The organism is Rosenbergiella nectarea (assembly GCF_900111105.1).
Lineage (GTDB): Bacteria > Pseudomonadota > Gammaproteobacteria > Enterobacterales > Enterobacteriaceae > Rosenbergiella > Rosenbergiella nectarea.
Genome location: NZ_FOGC01000002.1, coordinates 205,850 through 219,472, shown reverse-complemented (window position 1 = coordinate 219,472; position 13,623 = coordinate 205,850). Strand labels below are relative to the sequence as shown.

At 48.8% G+C, this 13,623-nt stretch carries 11 protein-coding genes, 1 pseudogene and 1 riboswitch; of the genes and pseudogenes, 5 read left to right on the top strand and 7 right to left on the bottom strand.

The features are described from left to right. Positions 1-522 precede the first annotated feature (522 nt). Complete coding sequence (locus BMX14_RS03890) at positions 523-978, top strand: hypothetical protein (protein ID WP_092673075.1); 456 nt, start codon at positions 523-525, stop codon at positions 976-978. A 133-nt stretch (positions 979-1,111) separates the two neighbouring features. On the opposite strand, the gene ribB is transcribed toward BMX14_RS03890, so the two are convergent. Next, positions 1,112-1,771 carry a 3,4-dihydroxy-2-butanone-4-phosphate synthase gene (gene ribB, locus BMX14_RS03885; protein WP_092673072.1) on the bottom strand — a complete coding sequence of 220 codons (660 nt, stop codon included), beginning with the start codon at positions 1,769-1,771 and terminating at the stop codon, positions 1,112-1,114. Positions 1,772-1,876: 105 nt separating this feature from the next. Beyond that, positions 1,877-2,025, bottom strand: a riboswitch (FMN riboswitch). Between the two features lie 177 nt (positions 2,026-2,202). Here ribB and ubiK point away from each other — a divergent pair. Next, positions 2,203-2,526, top strand: a complete 324-nt coding sequence (gene ubiK / locus BMX14_RS03880; RefSeq protein ID WP_092673069.1) for a ubiquinone biosynthesis accessory factor UbiK — start codon at positions 2,203-2,205, stop codon at positions 2,524-2,526. A gap of 42 nt (positions 2,527-2,568) precedes the next feature. Here the strand turns inward: ubiK and hldE are convergent, their stop codons facing one another. The 3 genes from hldE to BMX14_RS03865 form a co-directional block, all read right to left on the bottom strand. Continuing rightward, entirely contained in the window at positions 2,569-3,993 is a 1,425-nt protein-coding gene (hldE, locus tag BMX14_RS03875) for a bifunctional D-glycero-beta-D-manno-heptose-7-phosphate kinase/D-glycero-beta-D-manno-heptose 1-phosphate adenylyltransferase HldE (RefSeq protein WP_092673066.1), read from the bottom strand. Between the two features lie 86 nt (positions 3,994-4,079). Then, the gene (glnE, locus tag BMX14_RS03870; protein WP_092673064.1) at positions 4,080-6,902 is read right to left on the bottom strand and encodes a bifunctional [glutamate--ammonia ligase]-adenylyl-L-tyrosine phosphorylase/[glutamate--ammonia-ligase] adenylyltransferase; all 2,823 of its coding nucleotides are present in this window, start codon (positions 6,900-6,902) and stop codon (positions 4,080-4,082) included. Positions 6,903-6,913: 11 nt separating this feature from the next. Continuing rightward, positions 6,914-8,236 carry a CYTH domain-containing protein gene (locus BMX14_RS03865; RefSeq protein WP_092673061.1) on the bottom strand — a complete coding sequence of 441 codons (1,323 nt, stop codon included), beginning with the start codon at positions 8,234-8,236 and terminating at the stop codon, positions 6,914-6,916. A gap of 188 nt (positions 8,237-8,424) precedes the next feature. On the opposite strand from BMX14_RS03865, the gene BMX14_RS03860 reads away from it, so the two are divergent. Beyond that, a complete protein-coding gene (locus BMX14_RS03860; RefSeq protein ID WP_092673058.1) occupies positions 8,425-9,045 on the top strand; it encodes a TIGR04211 family SH3 domain-containing protein in 621 nt (206 codons plus the stop codon). Between the two features lie 3 nt (positions 9,046-9,048). Beyond that, positions 9,049-10,284 carry a multifunctional CCA addition/repair protein gene (locus tag BMX14_RS03855; RefSeq protein WP_092673055.1) on the top strand — a complete coding sequence of 412 codons (1,236 nt, stop codon included), beginning with the start codon at positions 9,049-9,051 and terminating at the stop codon, positions 10,282-10,284. A 116-nt stretch (positions 10,285-10,400) separates the two neighbouring features. On the opposite strand, the pseudogene bacA reads toward BMX14_RS03855, so the two are convergent. After that, a pseudogene (gene bacA, locus BMX14_RS03850) lies at positions 10,401-11,219 on the bottom strand (undecaprenyl-diphosphate phosphatase). A 125-nt stretch (positions 11,220-11,344) separates the two neighbouring features. Next, positions 11,345-11,707 carry a bifunctional dihydroneopterin aldolase/7,8-dihydroneopterin epimerase gene (gene folB / locus BMX14_RS03845; protein ID WP_092673052.1) on the bottom strand — a complete coding sequence of 121 codons (363 nt, stop codon included), beginning with the start codon at positions 11,705-11,707 and terminating at the stop codon, positions 11,345-11,347. 108 nt (positions 11,708-11,815) lie between these two features. On the opposite strand from folB, the gene plsY reads away from it, so the two are divergent. Next, positions 11,816-12,427 carry a glycerol-3-phosphate 1-O-acyltransferase PlsY gene (gene plsY, locus BMX14_RS03840; protein ID WP_092673049.1) on the top strand — a complete coding sequence of 204 codons (612 nt, stop codon included), beginning with the start codon at positions 11,816-11,818 and terminating at the stop codon, positions 12,425-12,427. A 23-nt stretch (positions 12,428-12,450) separates the two neighbouring features. On the opposite strand, the gene tsaD is transcribed toward plsY, so the two are convergent. Further along, a complete protein-coding gene (gene tsaD / locus BMX14_RS03835; protein ID WP_092673046.1) occupies positions 12,451-13,464 on the bottom strand; it encodes a tRNA (adenosine(37)-N6)-threonylcarbamoyltransferase complex transferase subunit TsaD in 1,014 nt (337 codons plus the stop codon). Positions 13,465-13,623 lie beyond the last annotated feature (159 nt).

Genomic DNA, 13,623 nt, shown 5'->3' with positions numbered 1-13,623 from the left:
AAATTATCGCGCTCGGGTCGTACCAGCCGCTGGGCTTTTGAAGCTTTCTGCAAAGCGTTGCGTGAGTTGATAGCACCTTGGCAATAATTTTAGCTACCAATGTTCACACTGGATAACAGAGCTGCTGGCAATAAAAATCCGGGTACCAGTACTACGCAGGGCCCCTTCTTCGCTAGCGACCTTCAGAGGGGCTGCAACAAATATAAAAAACATAACCAATTAAAACAAAGGGTTACGTAGGTATTGCGTTTAGTGCGATGTATTCGGCGAATGAAATCTATAATGCCTGCTCGGTAGGGAGAGTAAGCGAGTGTAAGCAGACCACATTTAGAGAGATAGGAAAATTTACGGGGGGTATTGCCGGTGGGGCTTTGGGGGCACCAATATGTATTGCGTTAGGAATTACCGGGCCTTGGAATATTGTAGGCTGCGCTGTTGGCTTAAGTATAATAGGAACCGGAGCAGGCACTTATTTTGGCGAATCGGTGGGTGATATTTTATATAATATAATCGAGAAAAAAGATGAGTATCCATAAATTAATTATTGGCGTAGCCATTATATCGTTATTAATTATAATTCATATATATGATAAAAAAACCTCACCTATTTTTAAAAAGTTAGATAATGACCATTATAAAAGATTTAGAAAATATCCAAACTTCTATTGGCTGGAAAATTACCCACGTAAATATTGGTCCCGTATACGGTTAGGTGTGTATGGGAGATTATTAAAAATAGAAACCTACGATGCTAATGACCGTTGGCTAAAGACAATATCTAAAGAAGAGTTTGATTTTATAAAGAAAATACTGATTGCAACTCAGAAATTCATCATAAAACATTTTTTATTTAAAACGTATTTTCTCTATATCTTTTTTATTTTTATTATTACACTGTTTCTAGTAGATGGTGGACTCGACTACCTGCTCGAACCCGTCACTCATGAAAATATTATGCAGGGGATTTCATTACTTTGACGGTCGGCATGCGGTTTATCTTTTAGATGTCTAATGTAGTGATATTAATAATGATAAAGGCCTAATGCTACCCACCTAAAGCTAATACTAGCCCTAAGTCGATAGCAGTAGGCCCACCGATTATTCTGTAAGCTTAGACCGCTTTTTGTTGATCATGCTGTTGGCGCCATGCCACCAGATCATCAATGGTCACTACAGGCATATTATGCTGCTTAGCAAAAATAATCGCTTCCGGCGCACGCGCCATGGTGCCATCGTCATTGGTTAATTCACACAATACCCCTGCTGGGGCATAACCGGCGAGTCTGACTAAATCGATAGTCGCTTCGGTGTGACCACCACGGGTTAGCACTCCACCTTCACGCGCACGTAAAGGAAATACATGGCCTGGACGGTTAAGGTCACCTGGAACAGCATTATCAGCAATGGCTGCACGTACAGTGGTTAAGCGGTCAGCCGCAGAAACACCCGTGGTCACCCCCTGAGCCGCTTCGATGGTCACCGTAAATCCGGTACCGTAGGCACTCGAATTATGCTCAACCATCATCGGTAGCGCCAGCTGTTTACGCCGTTGCTCAGTGATGCACAGGCAAACAATACCGCTACCGTGGCGAATGGTTAGCGCCATCTGCTCCACGGTCATACTTTGCGCAGCAAAAATCATGTCGGCTTCATTTTCGCGATCTTCGTGGTCTAAAACCATAACGCCTCGGTTTTCACGAAGTGCCTGTAAGGCCAACTCTACACGCTGTTCTGGCGTGCCGAATTCAGATAAAAGTGTGTTCTGATTCATGGTAAAAAATCCTATATATATTAATAAAATTACCAGAATCAGGGCATAGGAGTGACGTCGATAGACGTAGTAATACAGCAGAGATCGTAGTGATCGGAACAGTATCTTTACCCTCTCCCGTCCGGACTATTACCGTCGGCCCCGGATTTGCACCGGATCTGCTGACCTTCACCACAATGGGTAAAGCGCTCGCGGGCTTTCAGAATGACTGATTTACCGCCGGTGGGGAATTGCGCCCCGCCCTGAGAATAAGCCTCTTCACTATATCGGCAAAATTATCAATGCGCAATCAAGCGCTAAGTCCAAAATTGGCTTTTCGTGTGCTGAAAATTAGGTTTCGCCATAACCGATTAGCGATTACACTTAAGTGACCTACAGCCTGCACGCCAGAATTCTCAGAGTGACTCCGGCGTTAACCTCGGGAAATAATTATGATTGACGCAAAAAAAATTGAACAAATCGCTCGCCAAGTTCAAGACTCCTTACCTCAGGGAATTCGTAATCTTGGTGATGACGTTGAAAAGAAAATTCGTCAAGTGCTCCAAGCCCAGCTCAGCCGTATGGAGTTGGTCAATCGCGATGAGTTTGATGTACAAACACAAGTCTTAGTGCGTACCAGAGAGAAGTTGGCTTTATTAGAGAAGCGCCTTGATGCACTTGAAGGCAAACAAGCCGCTGGCACAGAACCGCAAGAAGTCAGCCCAGCAGACGTTTCTAACGAAACACCGATCGTACCGGACGTGAAGCACGACTAATCGCGTTGACGTCGCCTATTCTTGGCGACGTCTTATTATCGACTAATGGCTCGTGATCTTTTTGATGATATTGGTGGTCGATAAGCCTTCTTCAAAATTTAGAATCCGAACTTCACCACCATTGGCGATGACCTCTGCGCCACCTGCTACTTCTTCAGGACGATAATCACCGCCTTTCACCAGCAAATCAGGTAACAATTCTGCGATTAAACGCTGTGGAGTCTCTTCTTCAAAAGGGATCACCCAGTCGACCGCCCCTAAGGCCCCTAGCACAATCATCCGGTTCTCGAGTTTATTGATAGGACGGGTGGGTCCTTTCAGTCGCGCCGTGGAAGCATCGCTATTTACCGCTACAATTAATCGGTCACCCAACTTACGGGCGTGGGTTAAATAGGAGACATGGCCGGCATGCAAAATATCGAAACAGCCATTGGTCATGACGATTTTCTCACCACGCTGACGCGCCGCGTCCAAAGCTTTCTGCAGGGTTGACTGGCTCATAATACCAAACCCGTCTTCGGGGCGAGCATGCAAAACATTTTCCAGCTCAATCGGTGTTACGGTGGAGGTACCGAGTTTTCCCACCACAATCCCGGCTGCCGTATTCGCCAGGAAACTCGCCTCTTCCAAAGTACAGCCATTCGCTAACGAGGCCGCTAATACCCCGATTACCGTATCCCCCGCTCCTGTGACATCGAACACTTCTTGCGCTTGGGTAGGAAGGTGTAGTGGAGCCTTGTTCGGTTGTAATAGCGTCATACCTTGCTCAGAACGCGTGACTAATAGAGCACTCAGTTGGCAGCTTTCCAACAACGCCATCCCTTTTTCGACTAACTGCTGTTCGCTATGACATTTCCCCACCACCGCTTCAAACTCTGACAAATTCGGTGTTAATAAGGTCGCGCCACGGTAGCGTGAAAAATCGTGACCTTTAGGGTCGATAAGCACGGGAATGCCTGCCTCTCTCGCTTGCGTGATCAGCGGTTGAATATCCGCTAGTGCGCCTTTAGCGTAATCCGATAAAACCACCGCACCGACATTATCGAGGGCAAGGGGCATGCGCTCGGCAATTTTCTTGCTCTGTTGCCGATCGAATGGCTCTTCAAAATCCAATCGGATGAGTTGCTGATTACGGGAAAGTACCCTTAACTTGGTGATCGTAGGATGGGTCGCGAGTGCCACAAACTGGCAATCGACGCCCACTTGCGCCAATGCCGTATTAAGCTGTTCAGCCGCCTCGTCTTCACCCGTTAAACCGATGATGCGTGATGCCGCACCCAGTGAAGCAACATTCATTGCAACGTTGGCTGCGCCACCAGGACGCTGTTCCACTTCATCAACTTTGACGACAGGAACTGGGGCTTCCGGGGAAATCCTTTGTGTTGGTCCGTACCAATAGCGATCAAGCATTACATCGCCAATCACTAATACTCCTGCACGATTAAATTCAGGCAGTGAAACCTTCATGCCAGCAACTCCAAGCTCGATTTGTTTAACATTTTCCGCCTATCATACCACAGCCCATTCAGAATGGCGGTGCTCACTGTAACGCCCTACTTTTCCGGCTCTAACCACTGCTGCCAAGTCGTTCGCGTAACCGAACGCTGTGGTAAGAATGCCTGCTCGTCCACCACGCCATCATCGCCCTGCAGCGCTAAATGATGAAGCGTGTCACGCAGAGTGATGTAAGCTTGAGTAAGGGCCTGAGCGCTCTGTTCAGTTAAAATTCCCTGCTGAGCTAACATTTCGACGATCCGCACGTTATCCGACCAGCGCGTTAAGTTGGGGTGCTCCGCGGCAAACCTTAGCACCCAATACTGTGCGAGGAATTCAATATCGATAATCCCGCCTTGATCGGCTTTGATATCCCATTTCGGTAGATGTTTATTGCCTAAATGCTTAAGCATTTTCTCACGCATCTCCGCCACCTCCGTCGTAAGCTGGCCAACCTCTCTGGGACGACAGAGGATGCTTTGTCTGATTTGCGCAAACTTCTGTTGCAGCCCAGGTTCACCGAATACCGTTCGTGCACGAACCAGTGCCTGATGCTCCCATGTCCAGGCTTCTTGACGTTGGTAATCCTCGAACGCTTCGAAGGTGGTGACTAGCATACCCGCGGCGCCCGATGGCCGTAAACGCGCATCGACTTCATATAAAATACCGGAAGCGGTTCGAGTGCTAAAAAGATGGATAATCCTTTGTGCCATCTTCAAATAAAATTGCCGCCCTTCTATACTGCGTTCGCCAGTGGTGACCGTATCGGCGGGGCAATCATGCAAAAAGACTAAGTCTAAATCGGAACGATATCCCAGTTCCCAGCCGCCTAACTTTCCGTATCCCACCACCGCAAAACCTGGCCCCTGCTCTGCAGTAAAATGATTGGGACGGCCATAGCGCTGTACCATCAATTGCCAAGCCTGCCAAACTACCACTTCCAATAAGGCTTCGGCCAGCCAAGTTAAGTGATCGCTTACCTTCATTACCGGCAAGGTTCCGGCAATATCTGCCGCAGCAATACGTAACTGCTGGGTGAGCTTAAATTGCCGCAAGGCTTCTACCTGCTGCTCCTCATCCTCTTGAGGGATCCGCAATAGGTATTCACGGAGCTCTTCTCGATAACTGTTATTCGGTGCGGGTTGATAGAGGGTCTGAGGATCTAACAGCTCGTCGAGCAGTAAGGGGTGGCGAGCAAGCTCCGTCGCCACCATCGGTGACGCGGCACATAATCTCACCAAATGCTTTAGAGCACCGGGGTGTTGAATAAATAATTCAAGGTAAGTGCTGCGACTGGCAACACTGAGTAACACTTCGGCTAACCGAGAAAACGTCGCCGCTGCGTCCACGCGGGGACAGACCTCAGCCAAAATAACGGGCATTAACTGGTCAAGTGCCTGACGTCCTCGCGGTCCCACCGTTCGCCGTTTAATATCGTGTTGGAAGAGTTGTAATGAAGTCAATAATTGCTGTTGCTGCTCGGCGGTTAACTGGGGGGTTGCGCCCTGTAACTCCTCGAGGTCCGGGGCCTCTAACCACCAATGTTGCGTGTAATGCTCTGGGGCCTCTTCGGTACGAGCCTCTTCTTCACCGATAAGCTCCACGAAAATGACATGGATCTCCTGCATCACTCGGTCGAGGGTCGAGACCAATAAGGACCATTGTTCCATCCCCATCGCCCAGGCTAGGCGTTGGCGATTTAAATCGTCTTCCGGCAAAGTTTGCGTTTGTTGGTCACCGATGCTTTGCAGAAGGTTTTCGAGTCGTCGCAAGAAAAGGTAACCGGAATGCAGCGCCTGGGCTTGTTCTCTGGGAAGTAACCCCAAGGTTTCGATTGATTGTAACGCAGTTAAAAATGATCGGGTTTGCAGAGCACGCTCCCTGCCCCCGCGAATAAGTTGGAAGACCTGGACGATAAATTCGCACTCGCGGATCCCACCCGCGCCTAATTTAATATTATTTTTTAAACCACGACGCCTGACTTCCCGGTGGATTTTACCTTTCATCGTCCGTAATGATTGAATTGCGCTGAAATCGATATAGCGGCGATAGATAAAAGGGCGTAGCAGTTGTTGCAGTTCCTCGTTATAGGGGGAGTGTGCTGTGCCCATTAGGCGCGCTTTTACCATCGCATAGCGTTCCCACTCACGTCCTTGCTCTTGGTAATAATCTTCGAGGGCTGCAAAACTCAACACTAAGGGACCGCTATCACCGAAAGGCCGCAAGCGCATATCCACGCGATAAACAAACCCATCAATCGTCGGTTGGTCGAGAAGTTTAATCAGCCGTTGCCCCATACGCATAAAAAATTGCGCATTATCGAGCTCGCGACGTCCGCCTACCGTGCTGCCATTTTCTGGCCATGCGAAGATGAGGTCGATATCCGAAGAGAAATTTAGCTCGCCTCCCCCCAATTTCCCCATCCCAAGGACCAGTAAAGGCTGAGTCTCTCCTTGCGCGTTGGTGGGGGTCCCCATCTCCTGGCAACATTGCTGCCAACACCAATCCCGTGCGGCGGCAATCAGTAATTCGGCTAGGTGGCTCAATTGCTGCAGGGTTTGTTCTGTGGTCGCGATACTGAGCGTTTGCATCCATGCAATTCGCACCAACATCTCACGACGAAATAACCTTAATCGCCGCATGACCTGTGCTTCAGTTCCTGCGGGTACTGACTGCTGATCCAGCCACTGTTGGTAGTGCTGCCACTCATCAGCTAGTGGGGGGTGGTCAACCAAACGCTGTTGCCACTCAGGATGTTGCTGCAGGTTATCCGCGACAAAATCACTCAATGCGAGTACGGCAAATAACGGATCTTGAGGTGAAATCTGACCCTGTACACGATGTTCCGCTTGCTGTGTTAATGCTAACGGGAGTGGCAACATAATTTTCTCTCTTAGTGGTTAAGTGAGTCTTTCGCGGTATTACTCGTCAACCAGAATGGCGATAATGGGCGCGAGGGGAGTGGCAAGCGGAGCACCTCTTGGCCGCCGGAGACCAGATGTTGTCTAGCGAGTAACCAAGGGGCTAACCATTCGTCTACCTGATCTGATGGGTAAGCACTACTTAATAGACTTATCGCTATCGTTAATTTATCGAGCCTTAACAAGGTCGTGCTCAATTGATTTGCGATGAGTGTTTCTGCTGCGAGATCATGTAACTCTGCGGCACAACGGCTCAACATTACATCACAAAAACGTTTGAATGAGCTTTCTAAGCGTTTGAGTTGCCGTGCATTAATGGACTGACGCCATTGCTGTTCAACAACCAGCTCGATCAGTTTAAGCTGACCGAGGACCCAATCCGTGGAGAAACAGAGGTGCGACGCGTCCGGTTTTTTTTGCTGTAATGCTTGATCCAGCGTCAGCAATTGTTGACGAATTTCACTACTTACCGAGCGCGGAATGAGTCCACCAAATAACGAAAATGTTTCACGAATCGCGAGCAGGGTTTGGAGTAACAGCGTTGGTATTTGTTTATCGCCAGCCATCCAGTGTGATTCCAATAATTGCCAGCGGCCAATTAGCCCACTGAGTAAGGTAGATAACCCCTGTTCACAACTTGCTTTTGGCTCAACGCTTGGCTGAACCAGGGGTTCCACTATCGGTAGACCACTCCCTTGCGCTAAGCCATAGCCTCGGGCGGCTTTACTTTGCCAGCCCAATCGGACTCCGCCGTTTTTAACCAACTCGTTGGCTAAGGCAAAAATATCGGCACGTGTCCCCTGTAACAGCTCAAGCTCCAGTTCTAGTAGAGGGGTGCTCTGATCACCGGCGCTGACGGAACCTTGGTCAAGCGCGACTTCAATCTCACTCTTGCCGTAGCTAATCACCCACTTTTCACGGGTAAAATCGGTATTGAAGAGTGGAGTGAGGTGTTGCTGTAGGGCCGAAAGATCGGTGCCGGTAGGCCAAACATGGTCGGGTAATAAGCCGATATTCAGTCGACTATCTTCAAGGGCGACATTGTACTCTGGACGTTGATGTAGCCCACCGATCTCTTGCCCGGCCGTTTTTAATGTCATCTCATAGTGACCATCCTTCCCTCTGACACGCAATCCCATGTCCCAACCCCGCAGTTGATTGTCTGCCGTCTCATAATAATGGTTGGCAAGCAGTGTCGGCGATGTGTAGCGATGAGGATAACTCGTCAGCTGTTGCGTGATCACATCAATTTGTTTAGGGTCGAGAAGAAACTTTAGTTCGATTTCTATGGTCATAATTATCCTGTTACTACTCTTTTGGTACGAGATCTTTCACTGTTATTGTTATGCAGGGTAATCCACTAAAGACGTACTGTCTCTGATTTGTTAGGATCCTACGGTGGGGAGAACAGGAAATTTCTCATTTATAACACAACTTGACGCCTACAGACTGTGGCGACACTTACTATTAGAACTGTCATCCAATGAAAAAAATTATTTTTGCAGGTTGCTTACTGCTTACACTTGGCCAAACGGTCACACTCGCTCACGCTGAAACTACCCGATATATCTCGGATGATCTTTCTACGTGGGTACGTAGCGGTCCAGGGAATCAATACCGCTTAGTCGGACAAGTGAATGCAGGGGAAGCGGTAACACTGCTTAGCACTAACCCTGAGACGCATTATGCGCAAATCCGCGATCAACAAGGCCGCACGACATGGATCCCAGAATCTCAGCTAAACGATAATCCAAGTTTTAAAGTGCGTGTTCCCCAATTGGAACAGCAAGTTAAAACGCTGAGCGATAAACTGGCAAATATCGATACTAGCTGGAATCAGCGCACTGCAGAAATGCAACAAAAAGTGGCGGGTAGTGACGGTGCCATCAATCAATTGAAAGAAGAAAATCAGCGCCTAAAGAATGCGTTAATTGTTGCGCAGAAAAAAGTTGATGCCGCGAATGTGCAGCTCGACGATAAGCAACGCGCGATTATCATGCAGTGGTTCTTATACGGTGGCGGTGTTCTCGGGATCGGTTTACTCTTCGGTCTGTTTTTACCCCACATGATCCCTCGTCGTAAAAATAAAAATCGTTGGATGTAATCAGTGCAAAAATATCTTGTGGGGGGTGCGGTCAGAGACCGATTACTTGGGTTACCTGTGACTGACCGTGATTGGGTGGTGGTTGGCGCTACCCCCGATGCACTGTTAGCGCAAGGCTATCAGCAAGCGGGCCGAGATTTTCCGGTATTTCTCCATCCGACCACTCACGAAGAATATGCCCTTGCACGTACCGAGCGGAAAACCGGCAGTGGTTATACCGGTTTCGATACTCGCTTTACACCGGAAGTCACATTGGAAGAAGATCTGCAGCGCCGCGATCTGACCATTAATGCAATGGCGCAAGACGCTGCAGGGATGATCATCGATCCTTGGCACGGTCAGCAGGATTTAGCCCAACGCTTGCTACGCCATGTATCCGTTGCCTTTATCGAAGATCCGCTACGCGTATTAAGAGTGGCCCGCTTTGCAGCGCGTTTCGCCCCACTGGGATTTTCAATTGCGGAGGAAACCTCGGTGCTTATGCAGCAGATTACCCAGAGTGGTGAACTGGCGTATTTGACCCACGAGCGAGTCTGGAAGGAGACCGAAAAAGCGCTTTCAACCGACTCCCCCTCCACTTATTTTTCGATCTTACGTCAATGTGGGGCGCTCGCGGTACTGTTTCCTGAACTTGATGCGCTGTTCGGCGTCCCTGCACCCGCTAAGTGGCATCCAGAAATCGATACTGGTGTCCATAGCCTACTGTCACTGGATATGGCCACACAGTTAACCGATGACCCTGCCCTACGGTTTTCTGCTTTGTTTCATGATGTCGGTAAGGGGTTAACCCCAGCAGAATTATGGCCATCACATCCCGGCCATGGTGCGGCAGGCGTTCCGCTCATCGAGGCCCTATGTCAGCGGTTAAAGGTCCCCAACCACTATCGCGATATCGCCCGCTTAGTCACTGAGTTGCACGATATTGTCCATAGCGTCGAGAAATATCCTGCAGAGCGTTTAGTTACACTGTTCGATCAGCTCGATGCATGGCGTAAACCTGAACGTGTCGCTCAACTCGCGTTGGTTAGTGAAGCCGATGTTCGAGGTCGTCTCGGCTGGCAAGATAGGGCATATCCTCAGGCGAAGCAATTAAGACAAATTTTTGCTGCGGCCCAAGCGGTCAGTGTCGGGCCAATCGTCGCGGCAGGATTCACCGGTAAAGCGGTGCGGGATGAGTTAACCCGACAACGTACGCTTGCGGTGGCAGGTTTTATGGCCGAGATATTAAAAACCGAGTGAAATGACGATATTTTCTTAACCAAAGGTCATGCAAAAGGAGTGCTTTCTATTTTCTAGGAAGCGCTCCTTTCCCCATTGATAACCAAGCTACACGAGTTAATAAGGCCTGCAATCATTTACATAAACACATACCACACCAGTAATGCCACAAAGAAGCGGTAAATCGCAAAGGCAATAAAAGAGATGCGCTTAATGATGGCAAGGAAGGCTTTTATCGCCAACAAGGCGACTAAGAAGGCTGCGATAAAACCGGTGGCAAACATAGGTAAATCGCTGACGGATAGAAATCAGATACTCTTTACTAAATCAAGACCCGTTGCGCCAATCATCATGGGAACGGCGAGTAAAAAGGAGAACTCAGAGGCAGCAAAACGGCTAACGCCCACCAACAACCCACCGCTAATCGTGGAACCTGAGCGAGAGAACCCCGGCCATAAGGCCAAGCATTGGAAACAACCAATAAGAAAAGCTTGTCGATACGAAATGTCATCAATACCTACCGCTTTCGGTTTAACGGGCTTCAGCCATTCCGCGACGATTAATAAAATCCCGCCAGCGATCAATGAATAGAAGACATTTTGAGGGGTGAATAGGGCTTTGATTTTATCGTGAAGTACCAATCCCAAGACGACTGCAGGGAGCATCCCACAAAGTATATGAATAAGCGATAGCCGGCCTTGTCCGATCCCTTCATGTGGCACTCTGCCAAAATGGATACCGAGTAATCCAAATAAACGGCGCCAGAACATGACCAACACAGCGAGTATCGAGCCGAGTTGGATAACTATCTCAAAGGTTTCAGCCTTAGCTCCCTGAAACCCTAATAGATGCCCGACGATAATTAAATGCCCAGTCGATGAAACCGGGAGAAACTCCGTTAATCCCTCAACGAGGCCAAGCAGCGTCGCCACACCCAATGGGTGAACATCTATCATTACTTATTCCTCTTGTCATGACCAAAAATAAAAATTAAATTTTATAAACAATTTTAATAACTTATAGCGATTTCTAAAAAATATGACCCGCCAAGTGAACAAAAGTTTCTCCCATAATTTATATTTTAATATTGAGGGAAAATGCCACGGGTAATCTTCACACCAACGCTACGAGCCTGCGCAACAGCTCCCGGTTTATTGACGGTAATGCGCACGCCTGGCGTAGCAAATTCACGCATCAATAACTCAGCCACTTCCTCAGCAACGCGTTCAACCAATGCAAAGCGCTGGTTCTCAAGATGCCCCAATACTGCTTGGGCAACATCCGCATAACTCAAGCAGTCATTGACGTCATCGCTTTTCGCCGCGAGACGATTATCCCAAGCTAGCTCAATATCCAAGACTAGCTTTTGCGTGATCTGTTGTTCCCATTCGAACGCACCTATCGTGGTGAATGCGGTTAACTGCTCAATAAAAACAATATCCATCTCTCAACTCTCTTTATTTAATGATGCCTCGGTGATACCACTTAACGATAAATATGCGTATTATCATAGCTATCGCTAACGACTGTACACCTGTTAGGTGGGATTATTATGACAGCTATCGCCGTAGGAATGATTATATTTGCCTACCTTTGTGGATCAATATCGAGCGCTATCGTGATCTGTAAAATTGCACGCCTGCCTGATCCTCGCCTTAGCGGCTCCGGCAATCCTGGTGCGACCAATGTGTTACGGATAGGCGGCCGTATTGCCGCGATTAGCGTACTTCTCTTTGATATTATCAAAGGCATGCTTCCCGTCTGGCTAGCGTACCACCTACAGCTTTCCTCGATGAGCTTGGGCTTAGTCGCGATTGCTGCGTGCTTGGGTCACATCTATCCAGTCTTTTTTAAATTTCAGGGGGGGAAAGGTGTCGCAACGGCGCTAGGTGCCATCGCTCCAATTGGCCTAGACCTCAGCCTACTATTAATGGGGACATGGCTATTAACCGTATTCCTTAGCGGTTATGCCTCTCTGGCGGCAATCCTTAGCGCGCTGGTTGCTCCATTTTATGTTTGGTGGTTTAAGCCGCAATTTACCTTTCCTGTCGCCATGCTTTCCTGTCTTATTTTATTACGCCACCACGAAAACATTCAGCGGTTATGGCGTGGCGATGAAAAGAAATTACTGAAACGTCGCTGGTTTCGTCTGAAAAAAAAATAACCCGGCAAGCCGGGTTATGGGAGTCAAATCGGAGTGAGTTCTGATAAAGGCCATCGTGGACGTACGGTGATACGAGTATCTGTCGTGCAGCCGGCTTTAAGCCGCACCATTCCTGCATAAGCAATCATCGCACCGTTATCGGTACAAAACGCTGGCCGGGCATAAAATACCTCGCCCCCACGTCCAGTCATCATCGCAGATAATTTTTCGCGCAGATTTTGGTTTGCGCTTACTCCCCCCGCGATGACCAAGTTCTTAAAGCCGGTCTGCTGCAGTGCGCGCTTACACTTAATTAATAATGTATCGACGACGGCCTCTTCGAAAGCTCGGGCAATATCAGCGTGAGTCTGCTCATCACTCGCGTTGGCGCGTATCGTATTCGCCGCAAAGGTTTTCAGCCCTGAGAAACTAAAATCGAGACCGGGGCGATCCGTCATCGGGCGTGGGAAAGTAAAACGACCAACCGTTCCTGTCGCCGCCATCTTCGCTAATCGCGGTCCACCGGGGTAATCTAGGCCCAATAGTTTTGCCGTTTTATCGAAGGCTTCACCTGCCGCATCATCGATAGATTCGCCCAGCAATTGATATTCCCCGATCGCCGTAACACTGATGAGCTGAGTATGCCCCCCGGAGACAAGTAGTGCGACGAAAGGGAATGAGGGAGGCGTATCTTCAAGCATCGGCGCAAGCAAATGGCCTTCCATATGATGGACCGTAACTGCGGGAACATTCCAAGCGAACGCGAGCGAACGTCCAACGGTCGCCCCTACCATCAAGGCACCCACTAATCCTGGGCCTGCTGTATAGGCAACCGCATCAATATCGTTGTGGGTCAGATTAGCTTCTTGCAATGCCGCATCGATGAGTGGCAGTAATTTACGAACGTGGTCGCGGGAAGCCAGTTCAGGGACCACGCCGCCATAATCGGCATGCAGCTCCACTTGGCTATAAAGTTGATTCGCAAGTAGTCCCGTTGTTTCATCATAGATGGCAACACCGGTCTCATCGCAAGATGTTTCTATACCTAATACACGCATGATTTTCCCCTCACTCATTGGCCGCAGTGTAACACAGCGAGCCGGTATGCGAAGAATGCAAAGCAGTGCAATTAAATAATTATCGACCTTGCCCGCGAGTTTAGGCTATAATTTGCGCCTTCCTAAAACCGGCATCCACTGCACAGGCATTGTTCCGTT